A 23,521-nucleotide genomic window follows, 5' to 3' on the forward strand; every position below is an offset into this window, starting at 1 on the left:
TTACTGCCTCAACACACTCTTAAATTTTTATAATCCTGCATTCAGTCAAGTGGGCAGTGCATAGTGAATTCCCACACCCGGACCGAGCGGTATCCCTAAAAGCAGCCAGACCACCAGGAGCAGAATCCAGGCAATCAGGAATGTAATGGAATAGGGGACCATGGTGGAAATGATGGTTCCGATCCCGGCTTTGGGATCATATTTCTGAACAAAGGCAATGATCAGCGCAAAGAAACTCATCATCGGCGAGATCACATTGGTCACACTGTCGCCAATGCGGTAGACCACCTGGGACAATTCCGGCGAATACCCCATGATCATAAACATGGGAATAAAAATGGGCGCCAGGATGGCCCATTTGGCGGATGCGCTGCCCATGAGCATATTGATAGCGGCGGAAAACAGGATGAACAGGATCATCATGGGAACCAGTCCGATGTTGAGCGACATCAGGAAATTGGCTCCCTTGACAGCCAGAATAATTCCGAGATGGCTCCATTTGAAATAGGCCACAAACTGGGCTGCAAAAAACACGAGCACCAGGTAGGTGGAAAGCGTTTTCATGGAAGCGGACATGCCTTTTATCACATCCCCGTCGTTTTTAAAGGTGCCGGTGACAAACCCGTATGCAACGCCCATGGCTGCCGTGAGAACAAACAGCAGAGCGACCACGCCCCGGATCAACGGTGAGCTGAGCACGCCGCCGTCGCTTCCCCGGAAAAAACCGTTTTCAGGAATGATCCCGATCAGAATGATGACGACCAGAACAATCAGCGTGAGCAGGGCAATCAGCAGTCCCTTTTTTTCCGTTTTTGACAGGGTGTCCAGGGATTCTTTTTGGTCCTTGTCTGGTTCATACTTGCCCAGTCTGGGTTCCACAAGCTTTTCAGAAACGAGCGTGCCGGCGATAGCGATCACAAAGGTGGACGCGACCATAAAAAAATAATTGGCGGTGGGATTGACCGTATAGGCGGGATCCAGGATTCTGGCGGCTTCCTGGGACAAGCCGGCCAGCAGCGGATCAACCGTGCCCAACACCAGATTGGCGCTGAATCCGCCCGACACCCCGGCAAAGGCGGCGGCCATTCCCGCCACAGGATGCCGGCCCACTGCCAGAAAAATCACCCCGGCAAGCGGTATCAGCAACACATAGCCGACGGAAGAAGCGACATTCGACAGGATACCGGCTAAAACAATCACGAACGTCAATAACAGTCTGGGAGAATTCAGCACCAGCAGCCGAATGACCGCATTGATCAGTCCGCTTTGTTCGGCAATCCCGATCCCCAGCATGGCGACCAGTACAATTCCCAGCGGCGCAAAGCCCGTAAAGTTGTCCACCATGTTCAGCAGAATGCGGTGCATGCCGTCAATGGACAGGAGGTTGACCGGTTCGATAATGTCTTTGGTGCCCGGATGAACCACCTGCCATCCCCATTCATGGCCCACAGCCGACAGGATCAGTGTGGCCAGTGCAAAACATGCAAACAATGTGGCCGGATGCGGCAGGGCATTGCCTGCCCGTTCCGTCCAGTTTAATAGTCGTTGAAAAACGCTTGTTTTGGGTTTAACCATATCCTTTTCAATCTTTTCGTGATGATTCTGATTATGGGTAAAATACGGCAACAAGCAGAAAAAGGCAAGGGCAAAGTCATTTCCCGGGAACTGATAAACCACAGAGGACTGCACCGGCGAATTGTTATGGCGCAGTTTTGCGAATCGACGATGGAATGTTTTGGATCGCCCGGAACCTTGATTCCGGAGGGGTGCGGGGAAAAGACATCCGTTGCCAGAGTGCCGGTTAAAGACTTTTGCAGCTCAGTTTTGAATCATGGTTTTCATGCGCTGTCTACCGGGATGGAACAGGAGAAAAGAGGGGGATGGGGCGTCTTTTATTATTGATCTCCGGGTATGATTAGCGGTATAATATTCCGCTTGTTTTGTCTATAGATTTTGAAATCGCTGTCTATTGTAAAAATGATGCTATCATGGCACTTGTCATGTTTATTGAGATATGCGACCAACGGGCCGAGTGTCCACAATGACTCTTTTATTTTTCATTCACCATACCCTTGCAAATACTCTTTATTCCCGGACAGGTTTCGAGGCGCCTCTACGCTCCCAGCCAGATCCTTTGTAAAATCTAAAAATGATCCTTCAAACCGGGGATCATCTTTGGAAAAATATTCCAAAAGCGCAATACGAACAATTTCAGATTTGCTCATTCCTTTGTTTTTAGCATAGGAATTGAGCTGTGCTTTCAATCCGTCCGGTACTTTGAATGTCAAAGTGTTCATGTTTTTACCTCATCAGATATTACTTTTATGACAATAAGGTAATATATTTTCTGTAAAAGTCAATTGTTTTTAAAACAGATCGCCCGGAACCTTGATTCCGTGTGGGTGCTGTAAAGCTACGGGATGTATATGCTGTCGGTGCGACGAATATGCAGAATCGATTTTAATGTATTTATTTTTGCATTTCACACAATTGAGAATAATCAATTCAAAAAAACAGAAAAAATTCAATTTTTTATTGACAATACCGTTTCTTTTATCTACTTTTCTATTAGGGAGTTAAGAGAGGGAGATTCCAACTATTATAGGGATTTGATAATCTTGCCAAAAAAAAAGACATGTTCATTTGAAAAACTGTATCTTTTTGATATGGCGGTCACTCATGCGCCGACAGTTTGAATCCATAAAGGTGAGTTGATTCCGGTCCTGTCAAGGCCGGCAGCCGGGGTTGATCCGGGATGTGGGCGGATTAAAGCGTCTAAAAAAATGATTTCACAATCTGAGCGGGTTTTTCTTTCCCCCGGGGTAAACGTCATAGAATAAAAAGCGGGGATACCGGCTGTGAAATTTCTGATCCAAAAACAAACATCATCAATAAACAGGGAGGACCATATGAAAACATGATTCTTTAACCCGTCTCAAACAAAATAACCCGTTTTAGAAAGGAGACCCTTATGTTGAACCGCGGCATACTTTTATTTTGCGCCTGTGTTCTGTTCATCGGCGCCGGCCGCACACAAAGCATTTCGGAACAGCTCAAACAGGCGGACTGTCAGTTTGAAATTTATTATGAAGACCAGAAACTCGATGTGATTAAACAAATGATCACAAAACGTGCTGTGCATTATCAAGATACGGAAGGGGGTTATGCCTATGAAACCTATTTTTTAGAGTGGGTGTATGAAAATGGACATGAAATAAAAGATGATTCTCAAACTCAAGCGCATTTTTATACATCACAAAATCAGAAAATTCATAGTATTCGTATTGGGTGGTCTGATTATTTGTCACATGAATACCTGCGCAAAAAAAATCAGTCTCCCAAAAATAATAATTTTAAACGCTATTATTATAGCATCAGTCTTGAAAAAGTACCTGTCTTTGTTTTAGATGATACATTTAAAATCGTCATCAGTAAATAATAATCTCAAACAAGGGGAAACAACATGTTATCAAAAAATCAGGTTTACGTGTTTTGCATTCTTTTTCTTTTTACTTCTATCGGATTCTCCAGCCCGGGTTCTCCCAATCAACTTACGATGTCTCCGAATGATCCCATGCGAGACCCGGATTGGGATCATTCCGATAACAGTATGACGGTGGATATTTATTGTGATGATGGCGCTCAACCTGATATTGAATTGCCCCGGAATAAGGGAGGTACATTTAAAAGTGAGAAAATCGCGCATTTTAAAACTATAAATTCTTCAAGGACAAAACAATCCAGCTGTTTGCTATAATAAACGGTAAGTATAACCTAAATTGATCGATTTATAAGGGCACCAAATAAAACCGGCGCAAAATGTTGCCGGTGCCGTCTTTTTCTATTTGTTTTCATCTGAAATAACTTCTTATTACGCAATCAACCTTGCTTTTTGAACTGATTTTGCATTAAAGTCAGAGAATTATCAGTGTAACGGCATACTTCTCCCATTGTTTAGCTCTTTAATACGATTAATTTTTATTATGTTTTACGTCACAAATGCGGGTTCATACTCCTCAATGAATGACCATAATTTTAAAATCTTCAGGGAATCATAGACTGTCTGTGTTACCCTTCAGTATAATTTTTCCGCCTGTTGTCACAATTTTGGCTGCAAAATCAATCATGATCCGACGAAAGGTATTGGGGTAAGCGGTAACTGGCACTGCTTCACAGGGGATGTCCCTTTTATATGCTTCAAAAAGAAAATGGCTAATGATCATCAAATAGTAAAAAACTCTATTCATACCGAAACGCTTAAATGGTAACTGTTCTCTTCCAGCAAATTCTTTCTGTGATCGGTGTACTAATTCAGCTCTACCTCGACTGTGGTTTAACTCGATAATCTTTTCGGCCTTGAGATAATTGCCACTACCAGCATTGATTAGTTTTTCATCCAGCTCACTGTTTCGGCCTATATTGGTATAGATTACTGAATCCGGTTGTGCAAAATCAAATAAGAGTTGACCATTTTCCTCAGCTTTCTGCGAGGTAAAAATACAACGGCGAAATGTCTTCCATGATTTGAGGCGATTAGCAAATTCGACAAAAGTCCATGTCTGTCTATAAGAACGAAAAGCATCATAACTAAGATTGTTAACATATTGTTTAATATCGTTATATATTTTCCCGGCACAAACATAATGAATACCAAGGCGTTGTTCAAAGAACCGAAAGTTCTGGTCATCCATAAAACCACTGTCTGTTAGCAGAATGATTGGAACATCTTTATAGCGACGTCGAATAGCTTTGACCAGACGCCCCACTGACTTTATAAAGTCGCTGCCATGATTACAATGAACATCTCCGGCTCGGAACAGCGCATCAACAACATAAGGCCCCCAACTAATTTGCATAGGCTGGAATCCTTTTTTATTTTTATAGGTCACATTTGAGCCTTCACGCTTTTTAGCGCCGTCATTGTCGAAAACTACGCTGTCACCAAAAGAATAACTTCTTTGGGTTGTTCAATAATAAGTCGCCAAATAAACATCTCCAACAAAAGAGACCGAAATATCATTTGCCCAACAAAACTGAACTTGCGAAACATCCTTTTGATTTGATGGGATGTTGCCATTTGTTCCGGGCGATTTTCGAGCACTGCAGCATAGGCTTCATCGTTTTTTCGACGATCAAAAGAACAGATTGACATATCCGTACCATCAATAAACCAAGCAAAAAGCTGTTTGACAAACTGACGGTATCCCAGTCCTTTAGAAGAGCCTTTTAAAAAGCTAAAAACGTTTTCAAATAGAGAATAGAATCGAATTTGGTCAATATATCTAAGAAAAAACAACAGACCACCACGACCGCTAATTTTATCTTTTGTGATCTCAATTTTTGATATTTTAGGTTGCGTTGTATCGGTTTTTTTCTGCATATTATGGCTACCTTTTGGGTTTTGTTGTTATTCTTTTTATTGGTTACACAACTAAAATAATAACAAACTATTATAAACCCAAAAAGGTTTTTTATTTTTTTAAAAACCGCTCAATTTAGGTATAAATTAAAATTATAGGCATTGTTATGGTTATTTATAATAATAAAATTGAAAAAATCAATGTGATTCTGGTGTCTTTGTTTATTTGGATGTCATGTGATAATCCGGTTAGCAATGATAAAGTCGATGAGGTAAAATTCCCGGACCCCGTCGTTGAAAAAACCGTGCGGGATGTAATCGATAAACCAACCGGGATAATTGAAAAAACTGACGTGGAAAACATCAGATCATTGGTTATAGGAGCGCAAGCAGAAAATTTAGAGGGTATTCAGTATTGCAGTGGATTGGTTGATCTGACAGCCAGAAATTGTAAAGTAAGCGATTTAACTCCGATTGAAAATTTAGTAAAGCTCAAATACCTGGATCTGGAATATAATCTGATTAAAAATATAAAACCATTACAAAATTTAGTACACTTGAAAAAGTTGTTTTTATCATATAATAGAATTATTGATATTTCATCCATTATAAATTTGGATACGCTTGAAATAGTGACACTATCTTGTAATCAAATTGATAGTCTGCCAAATTTAAAAAATATGCGGCATTTGAGAAATGTGTTCTTTGATTTCAATAATATATCTACCATGGAACCGTTTTTGGAATTATCGAGCATTGAAAATATAGCCATATCCCATAATAGAATTATCGATTTAACAATACTTTATAACGCAAGCTGGTTAACGGCGCAAAGGAATATTTATATTCATCTCAAGTCCAATCCTTTGGATGAAAACAGTATTAATAACATTATTCCGGATTTAAAAGATAGATATGATGTGCGTATTTATTATCAGTAATGGTTGCTTAAATCATAGGATTTTATATCAATGATTAATAAAAAAAAATTAATTTTTTATTGACAATAAAGTTTTTTTTATTTAATTTTCTCCAAGGGAGTTAAGAGAGGGAAATTCTAACTATTATGGGGGTTTTATAATCTTTTTTTGTTACCAAAAAGAAAATACTTGTTCATTTGAAAAACTGTATCTTTTTGATATGGCGGTCACTCATGCGCCGACAGTTTGAATCCATAAAGGTGAGTTGATTCCGGTCCTGTCAAGGCCGGCAGCCGGGGTTGATCCGGGATGTGGGCGGATTAAAGCGTCTAAAAAAATGATTTCACAATCTGAGCGGGTTTTTTCCCCGGGGTAAACGTCATAGAATAAAAAGCGGGGATACCGGTTGTGAAATTTCTGATCCAAAAACAAACATCATCAATAAACAGGGAGGACCATATGAAAACATGATTCTTTAACCCATCTCAAACAAAATAACCCGTTTTAGAAAGGAGACCCTTATGTTGAACCGCAGCATACTTTTATTTTGCGCCTGTATCCTGTTCACCGGCGCCGGCCGCACGCAAAGCATTTCTGAACAGCTCAAACAGGCGGACTGTCAGTTCGAAATTTATTATGGAGACCAGAAACTCGATGTGATTAAGCAAATGATCACAAAACGTGGTATAATAAAAGGGCATGCTGAAGGCGATTATGCTTATAATTCGTATTTCCTCGAGTTTTTATACCAAAGTGATTTAATAATTAAAAAAAAGGAAAAAGGAAAAGCATGGATGTTATTAAAAGTAAAATTTATTTCAGAGGCTGATGTTATTTTAAAAGAAACAGTTTTAGACGACGAGGAAATGAAAGATAGTATAATAGAAGGGGAGAGGCAAAAGTATTTTTCTATCAGCCTTATAGATGTGCCCGTTTTTATCCTAGATAATACTTACAAAATCAACATTATAAAACAATAAAGCTAAACAAGATTTAAGGGGAAATAAAATGTTATCAAAAAATCAGTTTTATGTGTTTTGCATTCTTTTTCTTTTTACTTCTATCGGATTCGCCAGCCCGGGTTCTTCCAATCAAATTATGATGTCTCCGAATGATCCCATGCGAGATCCTGATTGGGATTGGTATTCCGATAACAGTATGACGGTAGATTTATATTGCAATAAGGGAAATAGATCAAATGTTGAGCTGCCCTGGAATGTCGCAAACTATTATATTTCTCGAGTTTTTGTTCAAGGTGGTATTAAAGATATTTACCCATCGGATGGCTGGGAGCTCTTACTTCGTGATTTTGGGACGGAAACCCGGAGCACACCCTGGCCCTATTTTATCCTTTATAACAGGTATCGTGGATTATTAAGGTTGGTTTATTACGGTTACCCTCAGAGTGAACCTGTTGCATACGCGGTTGCAAAATTTGAATTTATTGAGAGTTACAGTCCTATTTTCGAACTATCGCAATTAGAGCATGCTGGTTACTTGAATGATCATTCTGCACAGGATAAAGTCGAAGAATTTCATGTCTTTGGCGAGTATCGCGAGGAAAAATGGAATTATTTTGATTTCCCGGTTTCCGGGTACGATCCTGAAATTCATACAAAACAAGTCGAGGTTAGCATTGATATTCATTTGTTCTCAGAATTCAAAGTTGAACTGACAGGGTCAACTGAAGTTGATATAGCAGGTAGTCCATTAGATTTTCGGGCTGAAGCAGACAATGGAATAGTTTCAGCATTGGCCGAAAGCTATGCGTCTGGAAAGAAACTTTACACCGGCATTGCCAAAGAATGGAAAAGTATAGATGATGCTCAGGATAAATTGAAAGAATTACAAAAGTGGGCAAGATCGGTTTCCGGAAATCCCTGGTGGGCACAGTTATTGGATAATATTGCCAATATTGGCAGTGCTGACTGGATACCCGCGTTGGGGCCAGTTGCAGCAATTATTAATTTTATAAATGGTGGTGGTTCCAGTAACAGCGATAACCTTCCGATAGCTGTAAGCCTGTTGCCGCGTACGATTACCTTGAAGGGCACTCTTACACAAGAATGGGGGGTTGATGCCTTAACTTTTTATCTGCCGGGTTGTAATGTGGCATATCCATCTCAGGAGATATCGAGAAACGCAGTACCACTCTATAACAAGCCATTGGGTGTTTTTAACATGGTGGAAAAGCCGACAGTAGATTATGGATATCAATACTCTCATTCCGTGGATGATGATCTCTGCGATCCCCCAACCATGGCAAGGGATTATTTTGATGTTTATTATCGCCTTACTGACAATGTGACATTCGTTGTTAATCCTTATGTGTTTGATCTTGCCAAAAGTTCAGTGAAATTTTCATATGCTTCTGAAGAAGCGGGCGACATATGTGATTTTATTAATTTGAATAGCGCTGATTTTTATTCCGATTATGTGGAACATATGCAATATGTGTCATTGGATTATCAATCTTGCAGCAAATCTCTTGGATATGGAGCGCCGGAGGTAAAAGCCACTTTATTGGCGGAATTGGTTCCTTATGATGCGGATGCGAATTTTGTACCCGCGCAGGTCATTAAAGCGTATGATATCGAACTCGGCAATGATCTTGGTTTGATAAATCCGGCAACACCCATTTATCCATTTGATATCGTAACACAGAATATTTACACCAACACCACATTGCATTCCTGTAAAATTGTACAGGACATAACGGTTTCCGGGTGTACCTTGACCATCGCGCCCGGGTCTATCATTTTATTGGCGCCGGATGTAAAGTTATCCATTGCATCCGATGCCAGTCTTGTGGCCGAGGGAACCCTTGAAGAACCCATACGCTTTTACCGCTTGAACGCAGACTATTCCTGGGACCAGGTTGAGCTCAGCGGCAATAACAACTCGTTTGAGTACTGTGTCTTTAATGGCGGCACCTGGAACGTCCATGTGGTGAACGGCACAGGCAACTGTTTTGAAAATTGTACGTTCATGAATGGCGTGCGCGGATTTTATGCTTCCGGGAATGTGAATCAGTTTGTTCTGGACAAGTGCCTGGTCACCGGAAATTCTGATATCGGTGTTTATGCAACTCAATGCTGGGCCAGTATTAAAAACAGTACCATTACCGCCAATGGAGGGCAGGGCATTCGTATTCTGTCCGGCAAGCTGGGTTATTACACCCCCGGTTATTTTACAAATAATTATATTTATGGCAATGAAGGTCACGGTATAGGTGTCAAAGGAGACCTCTATCTCGGCTATGGAACCACGCCCGGCAACAACTTGATCTTTAACAATGGCGGTGAAGCCGAAATCAAAGTTGAAAATTATTTCGGCAGCCATGTTTATCAGTCAAGCTACGGCGGTCTGTCAGATATTTTTGACGATGATTTGGGATATTATGTTTATAATGCGAGCGCTTCACCTGTGAACGTTATTGATAATTTCTGGGGCACGGAGAATGGCCCGGAAGGCGGGTCTGCGCGTTTTCAGGGCACTGTAACCTGGAATCCTTATGAAAGTGAGGCACAGACCTATACGGAAATTGTAGGGATGCATCCCGGTTTACAAAAGCGATCTGCAAACCAATTTTACAGGCCTGAATATCGGATCATTCCCAAACAGGTTGCATCGGAAAATCAGCCGGAATGTGTGAATACGGCATTCAGCCGTTTGGAAAAACGAATGATGGAACTCATCAACCTCATTGCTTCCGATGAGTATGACAGCAACACCGCGACCCGGATATTGGAACTGTATCAGTTGTCAAAAGAAGATCCCGAGGATAAACTGGGATTAAAACAACAGATAAAAGCAATTCTTCGGGATAAAAGTAATAAAGGAAAATATTTTTATAAAAACAGCTCAAATTATAAAAATCTGTCGTCTGAGCAGAAAAAAGCCCTTCAGTACAATGCCGAGATTGCAATGCTCGCGGAAATTGATGAGAAAATTCAAAACTATCAATTGCAGTTTGCGCTGGCGGAATCGAAACCCATAAAGTCTGATTATGACCGGCAACTCGACGATGCCCTGGCGCTGTTGTACGATGTAAAGCCGTTTATTAAAGCCGATGATCACTTTCGTGAATTGTTGGATTTCGAGGTGTCGCTTCTGCAATGGTCGGGCCGGTACAAAGAAGCACACAAATATTTGATAAAGCTGATCAAACATGTGGAAAAGAACAATATTAAGGGTTATTCTTATTCAGACACCTATGAACTATGGGAAGAAGACCTTTTATATGTAATAGAGGGAAATGCCAAGATTGGTAAATATGGGTCAAAGGACAATACGATTAAAAATAAAACAGTTCCATTGTGCTTTGCATTGAGTCAAAACTATCCCAATCCGTTCAATCCCGAGACTCGTATCACTTACGACATCCCGGAAGCGGACCAGGTGATCATTGATATATATGACATTCAGGGGCGCAAAGTAACCACCTTGTTAAACAGAACCGTAGAAGCGGGGCAGCATTCTGTTTCCTGGCACGGTAAAGATGACTATGGAAATCAGGTTGCGTCCGGAATGTATCTGTACCAAATCCGTTACCAGGACCGTGTCGCCACACGTAAAATGTTATTCATGAGGTAACGTATGAAATCGTTTATCATCACAAACAATCGATAAGAATAAAGTGTTGTTTGTCCGGTCCTTTAGTAACAAAGCCTGGTGCTGTAGCACCGGGCTTTTTAATATAAACATTCTTCAAGGAAGCTGCAAGATTATCATTAACAGTATTGTTCGTTTTTACAGCATGCTTTCAATAGTCTCGATCGTGCTGTTACCCCCGGAACCGAGGGGGCGGCGGGCTCATGCTGCCGGCGGGACGGATGTCCCGGTTCAGTATGCATCCCGGATGGATATCCGGAGTGATCTTGAATGCGTTTTCAGGCTATTCAATGCTTCCATCGGCTGTGCCAAGTGCCCATGAACGAAGCAGACAAAGACGGGGTCGAATGATTCCGGTTCAAAAGTAAAACTTTATTGTATTTTGTTGATGTGATTTCTATATTAAAATAATTCATTTGGTCTATCCTTACGCGAATGTTGTTTTTTATATTGCGGATTGTATCTGACTTTTTTTTTCCTGCGAGGTTCATTGGATTCTGCAGCAACAAGGTTTATTATCCTGGGAGCTATGCTTGCTCTGAGTATAGTGGTTGATTTTTTTTCAAACCGCACCGGCATGCCCGGAATATCTTTGCTGGTCCTGCTGGGGGTGTTGTTTGCCGTTGTATATCAAAATATTTTGGGGTATCAAAACGAATCCATCCTCGGTGACTTGACGGAACCGTTGATCAATCTGGCTTTGGTGATGGTGGCGTTTTTACTGGGCGGTGATCTGACGATTTCGCGACTGAAATCAAAAGGAAAGATGATCTTTGTGATCTCGCTGTCTGTTCTGCTTATTAGCGCCGCAACTGTCGGCGCGGGGCTTGCGTTTTTGGGTTATTCGGTTGTCCCGGTTATTGCTCTTGCAGCCGTTTCTGTAGCCACTGATCCGGCTGCCGTTCGTGCCGTGGTCAAGGATCAATTCGGCGATCATCGTGATTCTTCTCCTACAGCTAAAGTTTTGCTCGGCATTGTGGCGATCGATGATGCTTATGGAATTATCAGTTTTGCTGTTGCAGTGGCGTTAATCGGGTGGTTTACGGCAAACGCCGGCACGCAGGTTCTGATAACGGCTGGCTGGGAATTGTGTGGCGCCTTGCTTGTCGGCGCTTTAATCGGTTTGCCCGCCGCAAAATTAACCGGTCGGCTTCGACCGGGCGAACCTACTCAGGTTGAAGCCTTTGCCATTGTGTTGTTGCTGGTGGGCCTAACCACCTGGCTGCACGTTTCTTCCTTGCTCGCAGCCATGGTCACCGGCTTTTTGGTGGCGAATTGTTCCAGGCATCACACGCGCTCCTTTCGTGAAATTGAAAATATTGAATGGCCCTTTATGGTGTTTTTTTCGTGCTTTCCGGCGCCAGCATCGATCTGAGTTATGTCGGCAAAGCTCTGGATGTATTCTTTATCTTTATTATTTTACGTCTTTTGGGACGTTTTTTCGGTGGATGGCTTGGGGTGCATCTTTTGTCAAAACAAAACCGAAAACAGCTCTCTCCGCTCATGGGGTTTGCTTTAACCCCGCAGGCTGGAGTCGCTATGGGAATGGCATTGCTGATTGCGGAACGTTATCCGGAGAGCGGAACTTTGATTGTCTCTGTTACTCGTTGCTTCTACGGTGTTTTTTGAACTCATTGGGCCTGTTCTGGTGAAACGCGTTTTAAAACAGTGAATGTTGTACCGCCCCTCTTTTTATCTCTTTGCCTTGTTATTTCTTGAAAATTTCTGAAAAAAAACATTGTTTATTTTGATTATTTGATTATCTTTGCCAGTTTTAATTGTTTACTGAAAAAGGAAAAGATCTATGTTATTGATCATTGATAATCAAAGTGCGTTCTTGAAAAAATTCAAGCGTCAGTACTTGTCGGAGCAGGATTTCGATTATGTGGTGTTTGATCACAACCAACCCATTACATTGTCTGCAAAAACGCAGATCAAGGGTGTAATGCTGTCCGGAGGTCGTGGCAATCCGTATGAACCCCTTAATTTGACGTCCAATTATGTGGCATTGATGAATTTTAATGTTCCGGTCATCGCTTTCTGTCTCGGGCATGAAATTCTGGCGGTTGCGCATCGCGGCCGTATTAAAAAATGTTCCGAGTATCATGGCAAACGTGAACTTGTAACAATTACCCAACCCGATGATCCGATTTTCGCCGGTCTGGGAACAACAGAATTGTCTCTTATCAAACGGCATGCTTTTCATGTCTCTGAACTTCCTGCTTCCTTTATCAGCCTGGCTGCATCCGAAACAACGCCAAATGAAATTATCAGGCACGCTGAAAGACCGCTTTACGGATTTCAATCTCATCCGGAAGCGTCTGGCGGACCCGGAATAAAAATAATCGAGAATTTTTTAAAACTATGCGGTATATACCAGGAACATGAGGTCGCCGGCCTATGAAAGTTGCAATTATTTATAACAAGGATATACAAGGTGTCATCAATCAGTTTGGCATGCAGAATAAAGAGTTTTACAATGAAAGGACGGTAAACCGTGTTGCCGCAAGTCTGGAAAAATCCAATCACAATGTAATGGTGCTGGATGGAAATAAACAGATTGTAGAACGGCTTGAAACTTTTATGCCCCGGGTGATGGAAGGCGAACAAATGGGCATGGTGTTTAATATGGCCTACGGGATACAAGGTGAAAGCCGGTATACGCATATTCCCAGCATGCTGGAAATGCTCGGTGTGCCGTATGTGGGGTCTTCGCCTTCAGGACATGCTCTGGCATTGGATAAGGTTCTGACCAAGATCATCTGGAAAAGCCATTCACTTCCGACCCCTGATTTTTGGGTGTTCAATTCGGCGGATCAGGATATGAGTATGGTAAAATATCCGGTTATAGTCAAACCCAAAATGGAAAGCGTGTCTTTTGGTTTGAGGATTGTGGACAATGACAAAGACCTGAAACAGGCGGTCCAGTTTATTATTGCCGAGTATTCTCAGAATGCATTGGTAGAACAATTTATCCCGGGACGCGAATTTATTGTCGGACTTTTAGGAAATTCTCCTCTAGAGACATTTCCTATTCTGGAAATAGACCTGCAGGGAGATCGGAATGCGATACAAACGATGGATGATAAACAAAAAGTGCCCCGTGAGAAAATATGTCCGGCGCATGTATCCCCGGAAGTGGCTGAAAAGATGCAGAAGCTCAGTGTTCAGGCCTTTAAGGCGCTGGATCTTCGCGATTTTGCCCGGGTTGATATTCGTTTGGATCAGCATGATAATATTTATCTTTTGGAAATTAATTCAATGGCGAGTCTGGGGCAATCCGGTTCCTATCCCGCAGCTGCAAGAGTAGCCGGCTATAGTTATGAAGCGCTTGTCAATAAAATGCTGGATGTCGCTTCGGTGCGTTATTTTTCCGATTCTTTACACCATGTTGCCGATGAAAAATCCAGCAAGTCGCTTGCAGTCAGAATGCGGTCTTTTATTAAAACACGTCAAACTCAGACGGAGATGTTTTTAAAAAAAATAATTGATACCAACACACATATTCGCAATGTGGATGGCGTTAATTTCTGCAGTGAAATCATCAGTTCCGAGTTGAGTCAACTGGGATTCAATCGGGAAGTGTATCCTCAGCTCGAAGTGGGAAATCTTTACTATTTTTCCAACACCTATGACAAGGTTGATTATTTGCTTTTACTCTCGCTTGACAACCGGGTGAAACTCGCGGATCAGGAGAATTTTAGCAGCAACGAGCAATATCTTGAAGGCACCGGGATCTGGGAATCAAAAGGCGGTATTGCTATTGTTGTCTCTGCGCTGAGGACGCTGCGGTTTACCAGGCTGCTTCGAAAAAAGAAAATTGGCATCCTTTTGATTACTGATTCCACGATTGACGGGAAATATTCGAAAACGATTATTCAACAAAAAGCAGCTCATGCTGAAAAGATCATTGCAATGAGCGGTTCTTCGCGCAGCGGCGGACTGGTGACATCACGATCGGGTTCGGCTTCTTATCGTTACGACATCAAATTAACACAGCGGAATTCCGCAGAACAGGTTTCAATGGCAGGAGTGGCTTTTAATAAAACACTGGCTGCCATTATTGATTTGTCAAAAAACGACAGTGAAAATGTCATTGCTCCCTATGATATTCAATTCAAAAGCAATATTTTCAAAGTATTTGCCTATGGTACAGCCGGTATCAGTGTCAGATATAATTCAAAGGAAATATTTGATATTATTGAGAAACGTATTAAAAAAATCACAAGCACACAAAAACGAAATAAAATTTATCAGGTTCATTTTGAAGGCGGGAGCCGGCGGCCGGCTATGCCGGAGACCGAGGCCATGCAGAAATTTTATCAGGATATTAAAAGGCTCAGCAAGTCCATTGACGTGAGAACCACCAAAGAGCACCGCTGGTCTTCATCTGATATCTGTCATATTCAATCCGATCAGCCCAAGATTGACGGAATGGGGCCGACCGGGGAATTTATTACAACAACGAATGAGCGGATCCTCAAGCACAGTCTGATAGACCGGTCTCTACTTCTGGCTCTTGTGCTCGGACAATAATTTGTATTGATGCGGCCAGGGCATAATGATTTCGCCATGAATTATTTTTGAAAATCTACAACCACGGCCTGATCACGGACTGTATTGATAAAATCCTTGACCTTGATATGTTCGGGATGATCTCTGTAAACTTTAAAATCAGATTCAGTTTCAAAAGAGGAGATCAGCACAATATCAAAGGCCGCCGGTGATTCTGCAATATTCACGCCTATTTCATAATCCCGGATTTCTTTGATGAGAGCGGGCAGTGCCTCCAGTTTTTCCTGAACTTTATTGATATTGTCAGTCCGGGAGCTGTCTTTTATAGTCCACATGACAACATGCTTGATCATAAATCACCCTTCTGGATACGTTCTATGGTTTCGATGGTCTGGTTGTGAAAGATTCCATTGGTTACGACTATACCTTTGTTGTCTTTTAGTGTTTGTCCCAGACCGAAATTCAGGGGGGTTCCGAAAATATCGCTGACCGTGCCGCCTGCTTCCTGTACAATTATCGCTCCGGCAGCATGATCCCAAATTTTTTCGCGATACTGATCATCTCTGGGATAACGCAAGTATATGGCCACATCCCCGCGCGCTACTACGGCGTATTTGCATTGACTGTCAATTCTCAAGGGATCTCCCCCGATATTCAGAGCATCGGATATTTTTGTGTGTACAGAGTGGGCGGAATGGGCGCTTTCTACCGATTCGACAAAACGCGCATTTCCCGGGTCCGTATCTACTTTAATGCGCACAGCCTCGCCGTCTTTCAGGGGCTGTAAAAATGCGCCTTCTCCCTTGACGGCGTACAACAAGGCGCCGTTTCCCTGTTCAGGATGGTCAAAATCCAGCGACAGATTCGGACATCCGAGAACGCCCAGCTGCAGTTCGCCGTCTTTAATAAGCGCAAGCGCTACCGCGTATTGATCCTGGCGCAAAAATCCTTTGGTGCCGTCGATCGGATCCAGTGTCCAGAAATACGGGGCAGTATCCGTGCCTGATCCGCGTCCAATTGCGTTCAGCATGTCCTTTTCTGATACATCAACCTGTGCTTGTACAAGGCCCAGTACTTTTTGCCGCATATCCGGGTTTTTCGCCAGAACGGATGGATCCTCCTCGCCGATCAGCGGAATATCGGGAAACTCTTGTTCCAGCAAATGGCTGATAACGGCCTGACTGCCGAAATCGGCAATCGTGACAGGCGAGCGATCTTTTTTTCATAGGTATCTTTCTGCACCAGCCTGGATTGAACGTATTGACACAAACGTGAGGCCTGACGCACAGCATCGATGGCACAACGCAGTTCCTTTTTGAATTTCATCTTGCCCTCATATTAGACTTTAACGTTTGAAAAATAAAGATAAGGATTTTATGACAGTAATTCAAATACAAAGCTGAAATTGTTTTGCCAGATTTTGTTCGCATTTCAAAAATCTATTTGTTATTTTTTATAAATAGTCTATTTTAAACCAAGATCAGGCCTTACCTGCCTCTGGAAAGGATTTTAAATGGCTTCGATAATCATAGATTCTCATGTGCATTTGTATCCCGTTTTTTCAATTGAAAATGCGCTTCAAAGCAGTATACAAAATTTCATGTCTCTTGAAAAAAATATCCCTGATTCTGAAAAGGGGGCGCTTTGCCGAATCTGGCTTTTGACGGAACGGTCTGACATGCATGTGTTTCAAACATTACTGGATTTGGATTCGTCGACTTTTTCCGCCGGGCCGGGACGCAATAACGAGTGTGTTTATATTTATGACAATGATACTTGTGTGCTAACCGTATTTCCGGGACGTCAGTTGATAACAGCGGATCGGCTTGAGATCTGTGCTCTGGGGTGCAAAATTGACCTTCCGGATGCTCATCTGTCTACCCGGGAGACGATTCTAACTGTTCAAAACGAAGGGGGGATAGCGGCTGTGAATTGGGCGCCCGGCAAGTGGTTTGGAAAACGCGGTAAAATCGTTGCAGCGCTGTTTGATCATTTTTCTCCCTCGGAACTGCTGATCAGCGATACAACGATGCGGCCGGCTGTTTGGCCGACCCCGCGCTTGATCAAAAAAGCGAGAAAACAAGGGTTTCAAATGCTTTGCGGCAGTGATCCTCTGCCCTTTAAAGGAGAAGAAAAGTGGCTGGGAACCTATTGCACCGTGACACGAGGAACGTGGAATGACGAAAATCCGAAACAGTCATTGAGGAAATTGCTTTTGCATCCGGACTTTCCTTTAAAAACATATGGAACCCGCAGCGGTTTGTGGTCATTTACAAAACGGCAATATAAGATTATGAAAAAAAATAAATGAAACGAAAAGAACTGCAAATTTACAGCGTTCTGATTTTATGGATTTTCGTTTCCAGGGTTTATGCAGCGGATTCAACTGTCTTTGATATAACCTCTTTGGTTCGCGGGGAGAATATTCGGCAACACTTGAATGTTTTGGCGCATGATTCACTGATGGGCCGCGGAACCGGGAGCGTCGGTGAATCTAAGGCTGCCGTTTATATCCGTGAACAGCTCAAGCAGATGGGAATTCTTCCCGGCTACCGCCATTCCTATTTTCAGTCTGTTCCCCTGCACAGCAGTAAACCGCTTGCAGAATCCCGCTTTGAGGTATTTATCCGGCAGGATACCCTGAATTTTAAACTCAATGAAGATTATGTTCTGTTGAAATCCGGTGAGCAGACGTTTGTGCCGCAGCCCTTACCTCTGGTGTTTGTGGGGTATGGAATTGTGGCGCCGGAATATGATTACAATGACTATCAGGCGCTGGATGTCCGCGGAAAAATAGTGGTATATCTTTCAGGTGAACCGCTTTCTCAAACATTCGGTCCGGATGCAGCTGTTTACGGACTTGCTGCTTCCAAAGAACGCATTGCTGTATCACGCGGCGCACGCGGCAGTATCTTGATTTCTCTCCATGATACAACCACAGCCCACTGGCAGCGCCGTGTCACAAAATATGTATTCCCTGATGTTAATCTGGCATATTCCCCGACCAGCCATCTCAGCGCCATGGTTGATCCTCAAGCTGCGTCTGTACTGTTCAAAGATGCCGGGTTTTCGTTTGCACAAGTGCTTTGTATGCATAAAGACAAATCATTGCTCAGTTTTCCGCTGGAAACCCGAATTGCGTTTCGGGGAAGGTTTTCTCAAAAAGAATTCATATCGCAAAATGTGCTCGGTCGTCTGCCGGGTGATCACCCAAAATATCGTGATCAAACTTTGATCGTATCGGCGCACTATGATCATTTGGGAATTGGTCCGTCTGTTAAAGGTGATTCAATCTATAATGGGGCCGTGGATAATGCTCTGGGCAGCGCCGCAATGCTTGAACTGGCGCGTGCATTCAAGACTATTCGCAAGAATCGGAGAACGATCCTGTTCTTGTTTACAACAGGTGAGGAAAAAGGATTGCTGGGTGCCCGCTATTACCTGGACCACCCGATTACACCGTTATATAAAACGGTGGCGAATGTGAACATTGATGGCCTGGCTGTATTTGACCGCTTTAAAAGTGTGATAGGAGTGGGACATCAGCTCTCTACATTGGGGCAAACACTTGAATGGATGTCAGATCAGTATGGATATCGTATCGATCCCATTCCGGACCCCTTTATTGCAAAGGAATCGTTTTCCCGTTCCGATCAGATTGAATTTGCCAAAGCCGGCATCCCATCCATGTTGATCATGGAGGGGCTAAATTATGTACATCTCACTCCGGAGCAGGGGCTGAAAAAGCATCTGGACTGGATGCAAAATATTTATCATACCCCATTTGATGACCTGCAGCAACCCATTCATTTCAATGCAGTTCAGCAGCATGCCCGGTTTTTAGCGGCTTTTATATGGACGCTCGCCAATGATCCGGAATCGCCGAAATGGTATCCCAGTACGCCTTTCCGAAACGCGCGTCTGCAAACCATAGCGGAGAAAAGATGAAGCAACTTTTAATCCTTTTTTTCTCATTTCTGTTAAGCTGTCAGCCGTATGTCCATGATTCCAGTATGCTTTACTTAAAGGGGTCTTCCACCATGCTTCCGATGGCGCGTGCCTGGGCGGAAGCCTTTATGCTCAAGCATTCCGGTGTTTCCGTGTATGCCAACGGGGGCGGCACAGCCAAAGGCGCTGCGGAATTGGCGCGCGGGCGCGTCGATTTCTGTATGGCCTCCCGTCCTCTGCTCCCGAATGAAGCCAGATTACTGGCCGAAAATTTCAATACCGTCGGGATGGCCGTGCTGGTTGCCAAGGATGCCCTGAGTATTTATTTGAATCCCCAAAATCCTGTACGTTCGCTGTCCCTGTCACAGCTCGAACGCATCTATTCGGGAGATATTACATCCTGGGACCAGGTGGGCGGCGACAATCGACCCATTCAGCTCATTCACCGTCTTTCCAATTCCGGTACATTTTTGTATTTTAAAGAACATGTACTGTCCGGACGCCCCTATGCTGCGAACGGCGTCAAGGTTATGACCAACCGGGAAATGATGTCTGTTGTGTCTCAGCATGTGAATGCCATTGGTTATGGCGGCGCCGCTTTTGGAAATAATGTTCTGCATTGTGCTGTTGACAATGTGCTGCCCACCGCTGAAAATGTGGCCGGCGATACCTATCCCATAACCCGTTATTTGTATCTGTACAGTATAGATACACCCAGAGGGCTGCAAAAAATGTTTGTAGATTGGGTGCTAAGTGAACAAGGCCAGGATATTGTAAGACAATCCGGATATTTTCCGATATGGACCCGGAATGAACGCTGATTTCAATTTTATTAAAGTTGATTTTTATGATCAAATGGAATTCCGGAAAATATTTGTTGTATGCTTTGACTGTGATCTTACTGGTCGCGGTTTTGGCGAGTACAGCTCATGAATTTTTTCACAATCATGAACCAGGATTTGAGTCAAGAGATACCTGTCCCGTTTATTATATTGCCTTGATGCTGTTATCGGCCTGGATCCTTTTGGTCACTGTTGTTTTCAAATGCATTCGATGTGAATCCTGCCTGTTTGCTGTTTCAGTTTGTTTTGCCTCTCTCCCGTTTTACTCTTTGCCTGAACGCCGGGCACCGCCTGTGTGCTAATGCGAATGATTTGGACAGTATATTCAATGATCATGTATACACAGGAGGTAGATTATGAAGACTGCACTCAAATGGACAGCTATGCCTGCACTTTTGTTTTTTCTGAGTGTGGGGTGTGATCAGGATAATCCGGTAGCACCCCACAATCATGAACATGCGGAAGCAGTGGGGCTTGTTCTGTTTCAAGATTCTCAGGAAATAGTCCGTTATCAGGACGGCAATATGAGCGGGGAGGTTAATTTGACCGTTGGAGAAAAAACGCCATGGCTTGCAGTCAGTTTTATTGATGAACATGACGGTCATTTGTTTGTCCCTGAAGGAGATCATTATTCAATGGCCTGGTCTGTTGCCGATGAATCTGTGGCGGAGATTGAACAATCAGCGGACAATATCTGGTTGTTCCGTATTCTGGGTCAGAAGCAGGGACAGACAGAATTCGAAATCAAAATAATGCATGAGCAGCATGCTGATTTTGTCTCTTTGCCGATTCCCATTCAGGTTGAACCTTAATCTTTAAAAAAACGACAGTTTCCGGGGAAAACCAGCCGGAAACTGTCAATTACAACAATAGGATTATGAATGCACATGAAACAGGCTTTACATATTTTAATCTGGATTGTGGCTTTACAGCATCCTTTAACGGCACATCCCGGCGGTACGGGGAGCATGGCAGGAACTGTAAAGGATAAAGAAACCGGAGAGCCGGTTGGTTTTACTTATTTGTTGATTGACGAAATACACTTTTGGCAACGGTCTGATAGCAAGGGCGAATTTGTCTTTGATAATATTCCGGCGGGTGTGCACTTGTTGAAAACTTATCGATTGGGCTATCAGGAAACAGCTATAAGCGTGACGATTCATGAGCACGATGTTACCCGGCTTGATATTGTACTGCAGCCGGCACCGGTCATGCTGAGTGGTGTGGAATTGACAGCACATCGGGTCCATAAAGATACAACACTTGAAAATCCGGATTTATTGGTATCGGACCGTAAATTGCGCCAAAATATGGGGATGACCATCGCAAATACGCTCAGTAACGAACCCGGTCTTGATGTCATTTCAATGGGGCCGGCCCCGGCACGCCCTGTACTGCGCGGTTTGGGAGGTGATCGTTTGCTGTTGCTGGAAGACGGCGAACGCACCGGTGATCTTTCCGCCACATCTGCCGATCACGCGGTTTCTATTGATCCCATGACAATATCCCGAATCGAGGTGATTCGGGGGCCTGAGGCATTTTTGTATGGTTCAAATGTGATGGGCGGGGTGATCAATGTGATTCGTGAGGCGATACCGCACACCAGGCCGAGCCGGATGACAGGAACCTTTACCCTGCTGGGTGAAAGTGTAAACCGGGGAGGCGCTGAAGCTCTGGAACTCGGGCTGCCTGTTGGTCCTGTTTCTCTTCGGGTTGATCAAAGTCTGAAAACCGCTGGAGATATGCACACACCGGCAGGTGTGCTGAAAAACACCTCAATCCGTACTGCCAACGCAGCCCTGGGAGCCAGTCTGGTTCAGAAGTGGGGATATATCGGCGCATCCGGGGTTATCTACGATTCGCAATATGGTATACCGCCCGACCCGATTGCCGGCCATCCGCTCGGCGTGGATATTGAAATGCGTCGGGAACAGACTGCTTTTGAAGGTATGTTTAATTTACGGGCTTCCACACTTCGCCATTTAATGATCAGACATCAGTATTCACGTTATCAACATCAGGAGCTGGAAGCTTCCGGAGACCTTGGTATGGAGTTTGGCGTGGTAACCCATAATCTTGCCGCTGTTCTGCATTTTTGTCATTGTGGATGGCTCAATAATGCACGAATTGGATTTTGGGGCGAACACAAGGATTATGCTTCAGGAGGTTTGACATTCACACCGTCGACGCGTGAATTGGCGGGTGCCCTCTATTTTTACAATGAATATATCCATAACCGCTGGTCATTCAACGCAACAGTGCGTTATGACAAGCGTGATATACAACCGGATGAACAATATACCTCGCGCCGAGTTGGTGTGATCCGAAATCGATATTTTTCCGGTTTGTCTGGTGCATTGTCCGGCCATTACCGGTTCCGGAATTTTAACCTGGGCGCAACGGTGAACCGCACATTCCGCGCCCCTGTCGTTGAAGAATTGTTTTCAGAAGGGCCGCATCTGGCTGCTTACTCGTACCAGGTGGGCAATGCGGATCTGGAGCGGGAAACCGGGTGGGGCATTGATTTGTTTGCCGACTATCAGTTGCCATTTTTGACTCTGCACGGTTCCGTGTTCTGGAGTGAGTTTAACAATTACCTGTTCCCCCGGAATACAGGTGAAAGAAGCTGGAGGCGCGCTGACCTTTATTTGTATCGGTATATAGATCAAGCTGCGTCGATATCCGGTTTTGAAGGTTCTGTCAAATGGACGCCATTTTCTTTTCTGATCTTGAATGCTCAACTGCAGTATGTAAGAGGAACTTTGAAAACATCCCGGGACCCCATTCCCCGCATACCTCCCATATCAGGAAAAGTTGGGATGAGCTATGCCCGCGGACCTTTATTGTTTAGTTACTATTTACGCGGTGCCGGGCGTCAAGACAGAGTTGGCAAGTTTGAATCCCCGACACCCGGATATATTGTGCAGGATATTAAACTGGAATACCTGTTGTCCGGACATCGTTTCTTGCATACACTGTCTGTAAATATTGAAAATATTGCCAATACCGAATATAGGCGGCATTTAAACCGGATCAAAGAAATTATGCCGGAAGCGGGCCGCAATATTAAATTGTTATACAAAGTCTATTTTTAAAATCAGCAGAGGCTGGATGCTCAAACCTCTCCGTTCTGTACCAGTCTGGCAAAGTGTTCAAACGAACGGTCATAGGTACGTTCCGCTGAAGCGGGAAATGCGCATGCCGGAAGTTGGCGCGAACGGAGATGATATTGTATACAGTCACAGCACATGCCTTTTCGGGGACAGGGTTCATAAGAGCAGTTACAATTGTCCATGTTTCGGGTTTGTTTGCATTCCATACTA

The 23,521-nt window shown here is 43.6% G+C and carries 21 protein-coding genes and 1 pseudogene; 14 read left to right on the top strand and 8 right to left on the bottom strand.

The genetic code is table 11. The annotated features are described in order from the left end of the window. Nucleotides 1–45: 45 nt before the first annotated feature. Nucleotides 46–1,575 carry an AbgT family transporter gene (locus U5R06_00515; GenBank protein MDZ7721327.1) on the bottom strand — a complete coding sequence of 510 codons (1,530 nt, stop codon included), beginning with the start codon at nt 1,573–1,575 and terminating at the stop codon, nt 46–48. A gap of 33 nt (nt 1,576–1,608) precedes the next feature. On the opposite strand from U5R06_00515, the gene U5R06_00520 reads away from it, so the two are divergent. After that, entirely contained in the window at nt 1,609–1,902 is a 294-nt protein-coding gene (locus U5R06_00520; GenBank protein ID MDZ7721328.1) for a hypothetical protein, read from the top strand. A 155-nt stretch (nt 1,903–2,057) separates the two neighbouring features. On the opposite strand, the gene U5R06_00525 is transcribed toward U5R06_00520, so the two are convergent. After that, nucleotides 2,058–2,297 (bottom strand): CopG family transcriptional regulator, encoded by a 240-nt coding sequence (locus tag U5R06_00525; protein MDZ7721329.1) that lies wholly within the window; start codon nt 2,295–2,297, stop codon nt 2,058–2,060. A 674-nt stretch (nt 2,298–2,971) separates the two neighbouring features. On the opposite strand from U5R06_00525, the gene U5R06_00530 reads away from it, so the two are divergent. Continuing rightward, nucleotides 2,972–3,439, top strand: coding sequence for a hypothetical protein (locus tag U5R06_00530; protein MDZ7721330.1), 468 nt, complete (start codon nt 2,972–2,974; stop codon nt 3,437–3,439). A 613-nt stretch (nt 3,440–4,052) separates the two neighbouring features. Here U5R06_00530 and U5R06_00535 read toward each other — a convergent pair. Both U5R06_00535 and U5R06_00540 read right to left on the bottom strand, forming a co-directional pair. Continuing rightward, a pseudogene (locus U5R06_00535) lies at nt 4,053–4,892 on the bottom strand (transposase). A 38-nt stretch (nt 4,893–4,930) separates the two neighbouring features. Then, the gene (locus U5R06_00540) at nt 4,931–5,380 is read right to left on the bottom strand and encodes a hypothetical protein (protein ID MDZ7721331.1); all 450 of its coding nucleotides are present in this window, start codon (nt 5,378–5,380) and stop codon (nt 4,931–4,933) included. Between the two features lie 146 nt (nt 5,381–5,526). Between U5R06_00540 and U5R06_00545 the strand changes: the two genes are divergently transcribed. The 7 genes from U5R06_00545 to U5R06_00575 all read left to right on the top strand — a co-directional run bounded on the left by U5R06_00545 (nt 5,527) and on the right by U5R06_00575 (nt 15,429). Further along, the gene (locus U5R06_00545) at nt 5,527–6,300 is read left to right on the top strand and encodes a hypothetical protein (GenBank protein ID MDZ7721332.1); all 774 of its coding nucleotides are present in this window, start codon (nt 5,527–5,529) and stop codon (nt 6,298–6,300) included. A gap of 500 nt (nt 6,301–6,800) precedes the next feature. Further along, nucleotides 6,801–7,259, top strand: a complete 459-nt coding sequence (locus tag U5R06_00550; GenBank protein MDZ7721333.1) for a hypothetical protein — start codon at nt 6,801–6,803, stop codon at nt 7,257–7,259. Between the two features lie 28 nt (nt 7,260–7,287). Next, nucleotides 7,288–10,875 (top strand): right-handed parallel beta-helix repeat-containing protein, encoded by a 3,588-nt coding sequence (locus U5R06_00555; GenBank protein ID MDZ7721334.1) that lies wholly within the window; start codon nt 7,288–7,290, stop codon nt 10,873–10,875. Nucleotides 10,876–11,383: 508 nt separating this feature from the next. Beyond that, nucleotides 11,384–12,268 carry a cation:proton antiporter gene (locus tag U5R06_00560; protein ID MDZ7721335.1) on the top strand — a complete coding sequence of 295 codons (885 nt, stop codon included), beginning with the start codon at nt 11,384–11,386 and terminating at the stop codon, nt 12,266–12,268. Beyond that, the gene (locus U5R06_00565) at nt 12,241–12,522 is read left to right on the top strand and encodes a hypothetical protein (protein MDZ7721336.1); all 282 of its coding nucleotides are present in this window, start codon (nt 12,241–12,243) and stop codon (nt 12,520–12,522) included. Before U5R06_00560 ends, U5R06_00565 begins: the two co-directional genes overlap by 28 nt. Nucleotides 12,523–12,697: 175 nt before the next feature. Continuing rightward, a complete protein-coding gene (locus U5R06_00570; protein MDZ7721337.1) occupies nt 12,698–13,297 on the top strand; it encodes a gamma-glutamyl-gamma-aminobutyrate hydrolase family protein in 600 nt (199 codons plus the stop codon). Beyond that, nucleotides 13,294–15,429 carry an ATP-grasp domain-containing protein gene (locus U5R06_00575; protein MDZ7721338.1) on the top strand — a complete coding sequence of 712 codons (2,136 nt, stop codon included), beginning with the start codon at nt 13,294–13,296 and terminating at the stop codon, nt 15,427–15,429. The genes U5R06_00570 and U5R06_00575 overlap by 4 nt, the downstream gene beginning before the upstream one ends. Nucleotides 15,430–15,470: 41 nt before the next feature. Here U5R06_00575 and U5R06_00580 read toward each other — a convergent pair whose 3' ends face one another. The 3 genes from U5R06_00580 to U5R06_00590 are packed head-to-tail and all read right to left on the bottom strand — an operon-like array spanning nt 15,471 to nt 16,734. Beyond that, nucleotides 15,471–15,761, bottom strand: a complete 291-nt coding sequence (locus U5R06_00580; protein ID MDZ7721339.1) for a Dabb family protein — start codon at nt 15,759–15,761, stop codon at nt 15,471–15,473. After that, nucleotides 15,758–16,570, bottom strand: coding sequence for an inositol monophosphatase family protein (locus tag U5R06_00585; protein MDZ7721340.1), 813 nt, complete (start codon nt 16,568–16,570; stop codon nt 15,758–15,760). Before U5R06_00585 ends, U5R06_00580 begins: the two co-directional genes overlap by 4 nt. Continuing rightward, nucleotides 16,537–16,734, bottom strand: coding sequence for a hypothetical protein (locus U5R06_00590; GenBank protein MDZ7721341.1), 198 nt, complete (start codon nt 16,732–16,734; stop codon nt 16,537–16,539). Before U5R06_00590 ends, U5R06_00585 begins: the two co-directional genes overlap by 34 nt. A 187-nt stretch (nt 16,735–16,921) precedes the next feature. Between U5R06_00590 and U5R06_00595 the strand changes: the two genes are divergently transcribed. From U5R06_00595 to U5R06_00615, 5 genes are all read left to right on the top strand, one after another. After that, a complete protein-coding gene (locus U5R06_00595) occupies nt 16,922–17,719 on the top strand; it encodes a hypothetical protein (protein MDZ7721342.1) in 798 nt (265 codons plus the stop codon). Next, nucleotides 17,716–19,356, top strand: coding sequence for a M20/M25/M40 family metallo-hydrolase (locus tag U5R06_00600; protein MDZ7721343.1), 1,641 nt, complete (start codon nt 17,716–17,718; stop codon nt 19,354–19,356). Before U5R06_00595 ends, U5R06_00600 begins: the two co-directional genes overlap by 4 nt. After that, nucleotides 19,353–20,177 carry a phosphate ABC transporter substrate-binding protein gene (locus U5R06_00605; GenBank protein ID MDZ7721344.1) on the top strand — a complete coding sequence of 275 codons (825 nt, stop codon included), beginning with the start codon at nt 19,353–19,355 and terminating at the stop codon, nt 20,175–20,177. The genes U5R06_00600 and U5R06_00605 overlap by 4 nt, the downstream gene beginning before the upstream one ends. A gap of 377 nt (nt 20,178–20,554) precedes the next feature. Continuing rightward, nucleotides 20,555–21,010, top strand: coding sequence for a hypothetical protein (locus U5R06_00610; GenBank protein MDZ7721345.1), 456 nt, complete (start codon nt 20,555–20,557; stop codon nt 21,008–21,010). Nucleotides 21,011–21,079: 69 nt separating this feature from the next. After that, on the top strand, nt 21,080–23,293 hold the full coding sequence (locus U5R06_00615; GenBank protein MDZ7721346.1) for a TonB-dependent receptor: 2,214 nt from the start codon (nt 21,080–21,082) through the stop codon (nt 23,291–23,293). Between the two features lie 20 nt (nt 23,294–23,313). Here the strand turns inward: U5R06_00615 and U5R06_00620 are convergent, their stop codons facing one another. Next, nucleotides 23,314–23,517 (bottom strand): DUF6485 family protein, encoded by a 204-nt coding sequence (locus U5R06_00620; protein ID MDZ7721347.1) that lies wholly within the window; start codon nt 23,515–23,517, stop codon nt 23,314–23,316. Nucleotides 23,518–23,521 lie beyond the last annotated feature (4 nt).

The sequence above is a fragment of the candidate division KSB1 bacterium genome (genome assembly GCA_034521575.1).
Taxonomy (GTDB): domain Bacteria; phylum Zhuqueibacterota; class Zhuqueibacteria; order Residuimicrobiales; family Krinioviventaceae; genus JAXHMJ01.